General features: G+C 58.4%; 6 protein-coding genes. 3 read left to right on the top strand and 3 right to left on the bottom strand.

Going from position 1 to position 6,322, the window contains the following annotated elements; all coding sequences use genetic code 11:
- Positions 1 to 29: 29 nt before the first annotated feature.
- Positions 30 to 221, bottom strand: coding sequence for a hypothetical protein (locus CXY77_RS01770; protein ID WP_104129507.1), 192 nt, complete (start codon positions 219 to 221; stop codon positions 30 to 32).
- Positions 222 to 383: 162 nt separating this feature from the next.
- On the opposite strand from CXY77_RS01770, the gene CXY77_RS01765 reads away from it, so the two are divergent.
- Complete coding sequence (locus CXY77_RS01765) at positions 384 to 908, top strand: DUF1643 domain-containing protein (RefSeq protein WP_158252741.1); 525 nt, start codon at positions 384 to 386, stop codon at positions 906 to 908.
- 563 nt (positions 909 to 1,471) lie between these two features.
- Here the strand turns inward: CXY77_RS01765 and CXY77_RS01760 are convergent.
- Together CXY77_RS01760 and CXY77_RS01755 are read right to left on the bottom strand one after the other, a co-directional pair.
- On the bottom strand, positions 1,472 to 1,684 hold the full coding sequence (locus tag CXY77_RS01760) for a hypothetical protein (RefSeq protein ID WP_104129505.1): 213 nt from the start codon (positions 1,682 to 1,684) through the stop codon (positions 1,472 to 1,474).
- A 22-nt stretch (positions 1,685 to 1,706) separates the two neighbouring features.
- Complete coding sequence (locus CXY77_RS01755; RefSeq protein ID WP_233197166.1) at positions 1,707 to 2,720, bottom strand: IS1595 family transposase; 1,014 nt, start codon at positions 2,718 to 2,720, stop codon at positions 1,707 to 1,709.
- An 835-nt stretch (positions 2,721 to 3,555) separates the two neighbouring features.
- Here CXY77_RS01755 and CXY77_RS01750 point away from each other — a divergent pair.
- Both CXY77_RS01750 and CXY77_RS01745 read left to right on the top strand, forming a co-directional pair.
- Positions 3,556 to 4,563, top strand: coding sequence for a substrate-binding domain-containing protein (locus CXY77_RS01750; RefSeq protein ID WP_092341288.1), 1,008 nt, complete (start codon positions 3,556 to 3,558; stop codon positions 4,561 to 4,563).
- Positions 4,564 to 4,641: 78 nt separating this feature from the next.
- A complete protein-coding gene (locus tag CXY77_RS01745; RefSeq protein ID WP_104129504.1) occupies positions 4,642 to 6,252 on the top strand; it encodes a sugar ABC transporter ATP-binding protein in 1,611 nt (536 codons plus the stop codon).
- The last annotated feature ends 70 nt before the right edge of the window (positions 6,253 to 6,322 follow it).

The raw sequence follows: 6,322 nt of genomic DNA, 5'->3' as shown, positions 1-6,322 counted from the left end.
TGGCCACCAACGGGCAGATCTCCTGGCCGTCAGCGGGCAATTCCGTGGCCGCCTACGGGCAGCTTCTCATGTCCGCCGACAGAGCAGCGAGCAGCGAGCAGGTTGCCGATCACGTCATACGTTTGCGCTGGGTCGTTGAACCTACGCGTCGCATGTGCCAAGGCGCGCAGAGCCTCGCAGGCTTCGTCCGCATCGGCGATGGGATCCTGGAATGTGGACACGCTTCCTCCTTGACGGATAGCTCTTCAAAGAGGTGCGCTGCGTCGATCCGTTCGGCTCCGGTTACCGCACCAGTCGGGAGTGCCGCAACCGGTGTCTGGAACTTGGTCGGGGTCGACCTGTCAGCCGTGGGATAGTTGCAGGAAGTCCAGAGGGGAAACGGCGTGAACCAACAACGGTGGATCTACGAGCGGGCAGCTGATGGTTCAGCACGATATGCGTTGGGAACGGTCGGGCTAAATCCACTGGTGTGCTTCGGGATCAATCCGAGCACCGCAGTGCCGAACGCGCTGGACCGAACGGTGTCGCGGGTGAACAATTTCGCTCTCGACAACGGGTTCGACAGCTGGATAATGCTGAACGTCTATCCTCAGATCGCGACGGACCCGAGGGATCTCGACCGTGTGTACCGCCCAGATATCAAAGATGAGAACGAGCGCCAGATCGCCAAGATAATAGACGGCCGCCCGCTGACCATTTTGGCAGCCTGGGGAGGTCTCATCACGTCCAGGCCTTATTTGCCAGCGCTGCTTGAGGACATCCTTCAGCTGACGTCGGCCTCGGGTTGCAGCTGGATATCTCTGGGTGACCCAATCAAGTCCGGCCATCCACGCCACCCCCTGTACGCGCGGGGAGATGCGCCGCTACAGGCATTCAGCATGGACAATTACCTGCGAGAGGCTTGTTGAAAAGACCACGATGAGGGCGTCGCCGACACGCGCGCCACTTGCGGCTCGACATCGGTCTGTTTCTGGAATCACGATGGATGTTCTCGGAATGCTTCAGTCTGGATTTCACTTCCAACATGGGCTGACAAAACGCTTCGAGTCAGGTTGGGGGTGGGGCCAGATTATGGTCAAGAACCTTCTCGAATATTGGCGTGAACACAAACGCACCATAAACCCCTAAATCTGACCAGATTCAGGCCGTATCTCGCCGTACAACGCGTACACTAAATCCCATGAGTACCGCGGAATTCCGCGGAATTCTGCCCCATATGCAGGTGCGCACGACCACCCCGACGCCTATCATTTGTTCTTGGTTCGAGTCCAGGTACCCCAGCTGTAAAACCCCCGGTCAAGCGGGGGTTTTTTGCTGACATAACCACTTTATGCGCGGGTTTATGGTCATATTTTCTGCACTGTCTTCTAGACATTTGAAGTCTTTCGATCCCTCATCTAGTATGAATATACTGGGTATCTGCTTAGGTGAAGTGGGTAACGGCCCGATGGAAAGTTGACAGCGGCGGAAGTTAGAGCGCTTCGGGGGCTGGCGTGTAATCGATGGCGGCAAGTAGAGCCGTCGTCCCCATGAAAGAGGTCATCCAGTTTGTCTTTTGCGTTAACGCGACGATTCGTGCTTCTGGGTAGGGAAGCAATGCTTGCTTGAGGCTCTCCGCAGCGCGTCGGAGATCGTGTCCGGGAATTGTAACGGTGACGATGGCCTGCGTGCGGATAAGGGACATGCTCTGAGCGTACCTGTTGGAGTCAGGGGACTAAGCCGCCAGTGGGCGCTGGATCCGGCGTCGGCCTGACGTCACAGGCTGCCGAATCGTCTCGTGGAATTACGAGGCTTTTGATCGGGTGCGGCCCGGTAATAACGGCCTGTTGCATGAGGCGGTAGAACAACAGACCTCGGCTTTTCGATGTCCGCCGGTTGAAGCGGAAGGTGAACTCGTCGAGGTAGAACCCGAACTGCTCTCGGGACGCTCCGTAGTGCATCGTGCCGATCATCCATCGCTTCAAAAGTGAAGCCACCCGGTGCACCGCCGGAAGGTCGATGTGGGCCGGGACGGTCGAGCCGAGCTGGGTGAAATACTGGTGCTCAAAGCCCAGCGCGGACAGGCGCCTGAGTTCCCGGGCGCCGTCGGTTTTGATCATCGCGCCGGGTACGACGACGCGTTGGGTGAAATTGACGAGGGTGAGCCGACCTTCGGGTGTTGGCTCCAGCCTGATGCGACCAATCCGGTTCTTCCCTAAGCTCTCTGCAGCCACGATGACCGGAACCTTGTCGCTTGAGCGCCCCACATTGCCGCGGGAGATGCCCCCGACGAAGGTCTCGTCGACCTCGACGGTGCCGGTGAGCAGATCCCGCTCCGGGACGACCATCGCGCGCCGCAACTTGTGCATCCAGACCCACGCGGTCTCGTAGGATTTCAACCCCAGGACACGTTGCAGGCCGAGGGCAGACACCCCGTTTTTCTGCGCGGTGACAAACCAGATGGCGGCGAACCAGGTCCGCATCGGAGTGCGTGTCCGGTCGAAGATAGTCCCAGCCGTTACCGAGGTGCGCCGCGAACAGGCCGTGCACATCCATAGGCCGTCCGTTGTCCGCCACGAGGTCGTTGCGGCGCATCGCGGGCACACGAATCCGTTCGGCCACCGCAACCGTGCGAGGTAATCGAGGCATTTCTCATCCGTGGAAAACCAGTCCTGAAACTCGAGGAACGTGGACGGATAATCCACACCCGACAGCGGCCTGACGCTCGGTGAAATCGGCATGAAACCAAGGCTACTTCACCCAAGCAGATACCAAATATGAATATTCTATTTTGCGATTGCGGTCGAGATGGACGGGGTCGTGGAGCGATGACGCCCTAAACAGTTGTTGTGATCATCATCATCGTCGGCGGCGACTATAGGCAGCAGTATGCTCGCGTCTCTACGGTGGCCAACGTCTGTCCGGCGAAGCAGTCGGTGGCTCGGTTCTGCATGTGGGGACCGACACGGTTTGACCTTTCCTGCCAGTGTGGGTGTCGTTCATGCGCCGGCCGTGTCGGGAAACGATCAAGAGGGTTGGGCAATGCGCCGGTCTCGTCTTGTCGTCGGCGCTCGGATATCAGACGTCGGCGAGGGGCCACCGCTCACCTGCGTGGTTGATGGGCGGTAGGCGGTCGGCAGTCCGCTGTCGATGGGCGCTCAAGGTCAGGGCTGGGCTCGACGCGGAGTGCGGTGGCGGCGATGGCGCAGAGAGGATCTCCCTTTTGGTGTTAGTCGATCACGGCGGGGGCGATGGTTCGGGATTGTCGCTGACACAACGAACCGGATCGAGGTCGCGAACGGCACTTGGGAGGTGGGGCCCCCTGCCTGAAGGACTGTTCGCTCTCGATCGTCCGGAGGACGCAGGCGGACCTTACGCAGCCAAACGGTTCGGCATAGCGATCTTGGATTCATTGAGCACAGATAGTTGCTGTGACTCCCGGAATCAAGATTTAAGCATGTCGATGACGGTTCTTGACACTCTTCCAAGGTCATGCGACACTCAATTAGGACGAATGCCCGATCAAGACATGAATAAATATGCACACTTGCAAGGTTTGTTTCAAAGGAGAAACGTATGCACAGCATCAATTTTCGACGGAATGTTACCTTGGCGTCGGCAGCCGCGTTGTCTGTCGCCTTGCTCTTCACCGGCTGCAGTCCAACTGTCGCCCCAACAGGCGCCTCAGGGAACGACGGCGACAATGGTCAAACGATTGGGATCGCAGTAGCGGACCAAAAATCACTGTTCTACGTCGCAGCCGTTGACGGAATGGAGCAGGCTGCAGACGAAGCCGGATATAAACTCGTCACGCTCTCCGCCAATAACAATTCCGGTCAGCAAGTCAACCAAGTTCAGGATCTGATCACCCAGCAGGTCGACGTCATCATTTTCATCGCCCAAGACGCAACGTCAGCAGCAGCCGGCGTCAAGCTGGCCAATGACGCCGGTGTTCCGATCATTGCCGTCGACCAAAAGCCCGAGTCCGGCAAAGGCAAACTTGCCACATACATCGCGACGGACAGTGTCGCCGCCGCCGAGAAGCTGTGCACCTGGATGTTTGACCAGTTCGGTGGCGCCGGCGACATAGCAATCCTCCAAGGCCCGCTCGGCTCCACCGCGGAATTGCAGCGCAGCGAAGGCTGCGCAAACGCACTAGCGAACTATCCCGACGTCAATGTCGTCGCTCAGGAATCAGCAGGTTGGGACGAAACTAAAGCCTTCACCGCCGCCCAGAATATCTTGACTGCAAATCCTAACTTGAAGGCAATTTTCGGCGAAAGCGACGCCATGGCGCTGGGCGCAGCTAAGGCTGCAAAGCAGGAAGGCCGCACGGGCCTTTTCTTTGTAGGGATCGACGGATTCCCGACGATGTTCACGGCCGTCGCCGACGGACTCACCCAGGCCACGATGGCGCAGCAGCCGTACCTCATGGGTCAACTATCGGTGCAGGACGCGGTGAAGATTGCCGAGGGAAACGGCGATGACATTCCTGAACTCCAATATCAGGACACGGTGCTCGTCACCGGTGAGAACGTCGCTGACAACGATCCCGCGAAGTTCTACGGTCCCGACTTCAAATAATCGAACAGCTGCCGGTGGGAGACGTGGAAACCGCGGTAGACCGTCTCCCACCGGTTCTATTCCGATCGTGATGAATGGATGACAGTGGTACAGACACTTGCACAAACAACTTACGACGGCCAGGCAGACGGAGATTCTGCGGGTCTCATTTGCACGGGGCTTTCCAAGAGCTACTGGGGAATTCCCGTACTCAAAGGCGTTGATATTACGCTCCGGCCCGGAAGCGTCGTTGGACTCATCGGCGAGAACGGGGCCGGAAAGTCGACAACGTCGTCGATTATCGCGGGCATAGTTGAAGCCAACGGCGGCTCGATGACCATCGACGGCGTTCCTTACGAACCAGCTCGGCCGTCAGACGCATTGAAAAATGGCGTCGCGCTTATTCATCAAGAGATTCGAATGGTTCCGGAGCTGTCGGTCGCAGAGAATATCTTTATCGGGCGGCTGCCTCGTCGCCGAGGCCTGATCGATCGCAATCGCATCAATGACGAGGCGAGGGAATACCTCGAGCTCGTCGGTTCACAGACTGACCCGCGCCGTCCGGTTGCAGGACTTTCCATCGCGGCGCAGCAGGAAATCGAGATCGCACGCGCCCTCTCCCGCGAACCGAAATACATCATTTTTGATGAGCCCTCTGCTTCACTCGGTCAGTCCGAAACTCAACACGTTTTCGCTCAAATCGCAGCGTTGAGACAACGTGGCGTGGGAATCGTGTACATCTCCCACCGCCTCGAAGAGATCAAAGAAGTCGCGGACACGATTGTGTGCCTCAGGGATGGCGCGTTGGTGGGAAATTGGCCAGCAAATGGGATTACGAAAGACGAAATGGTCAAGGCAATGGTCGGCCGCGATTTTGTCTTCTCCCACCGGGCGCCAAAGCCCGCTACCGACGAGATCGCACTCTCGGTCACGGGATTGAGCAAGGCCGGAGTATTTGAGGGCATCGACTTCGATGTTCGTCGCGGAGAAATATTTGGCTTCGCTGGTCTCGTGGGAGCTGGTCGAACCGAGGTCGTGCGAACCATCGCCGGTGCAGATCAAGCCGACGCCGGAAAGATCAGCGTGCGCGGCAAGGTCGTTTATATCAAAAACCCACGGTCTGGCATTGACGCTGGGATCGCGATGGTTCCCGAGGACCGAAAGGGTCAAGGACTCAACCTTGACCGTACCGGCGCCGAAAACATCACCCTTCCGTGGGAGAAAGGCCTGAGCTCAGCCGGAATTATCACCAAGAAGAAGGTGACGGCGACCGCGAACAAACTGCGAGACTTCCTGGACATCCGTGGACGACTCGACATTCCCGTGGGTTCTCTTTCGGGCGGAAATCAGCAGAAGGTGCTGCTGGCGAAGTGGCTGGTGAACGAGCCCAAGGTTCTCATCCTCGACGAGCCCACCAGGGGCGTCGACGTCGGAGCGAAGATGACGATCTACGAGACCATCAGAGCACTCGCCGAAACCGGCGTCGGCGTCATCGTCGTCTCATCAGAACTCGAAGAAGTACTCGGCCTGTCTCACCGTGTGCTCGTGATGTCCGGTGGCCGCCAGCGTGCGATTCTCGACCGCGCGGAAGCGACACCGGAAGCAGTCATGGCCTTTGCGCTTAGCAACGTCCCAAGAGAAGCCCCACTCGAGTCGCCAATCGACGGCGAAGAAGAGTTCCGAACGCCGATCAGAATGCAGGAGAACTGAACCATGGCCATAGTCGACCGCAACGTCACGCCCCCTCGGCCAGACTCTACGCCCGCGCACAGCGAGATCG

It is taken from the genome of Cryobacterium sp. N21, assembly GCF_002929575.1.
Classification (GTDB): Bacteria; Actinomycetota; Actinomycetes; order Actinomycetales; family Microbacteriaceae; genus Cryobacterium; species Cryobacterium flavum.
This window is presented reverse-complemented; position numbering and strand designations above follow the sequence as displayed.

Excerpts from the sequence above, each read along its gene's own strand:
- CXY77_RS01760 (WP_104129505.1), bottom strand. The coding sequence starts at position 1,684 with ATGTCCCTTATCCGCACGCAGGCCATCGTCACCGTTACAATTCCCGGA.
- CXY77_RS01755 (WP_233197166.1), bottom strand. The coding sequence starts at position 2,720 with ATGCCGATTTCACCGAGCGTCAGGCCGCTGTCGGGTGTGGATTATCCG.
- CXY77_RS01750 (WP_092341288.1), top strand. The coding sequence starts at position 3,556 with ATGCACAGCATCAATTTTCGACGGAATGTTACCTTGGCGTCGGCAGCC.
- CXY77_RS01745 (WP_104129504.1), top strand. The coding sequence starts at position 4,642 with ATGACAGTGGTACAGACACTTGCACAAACAACTTACGACGGCCAGGCA.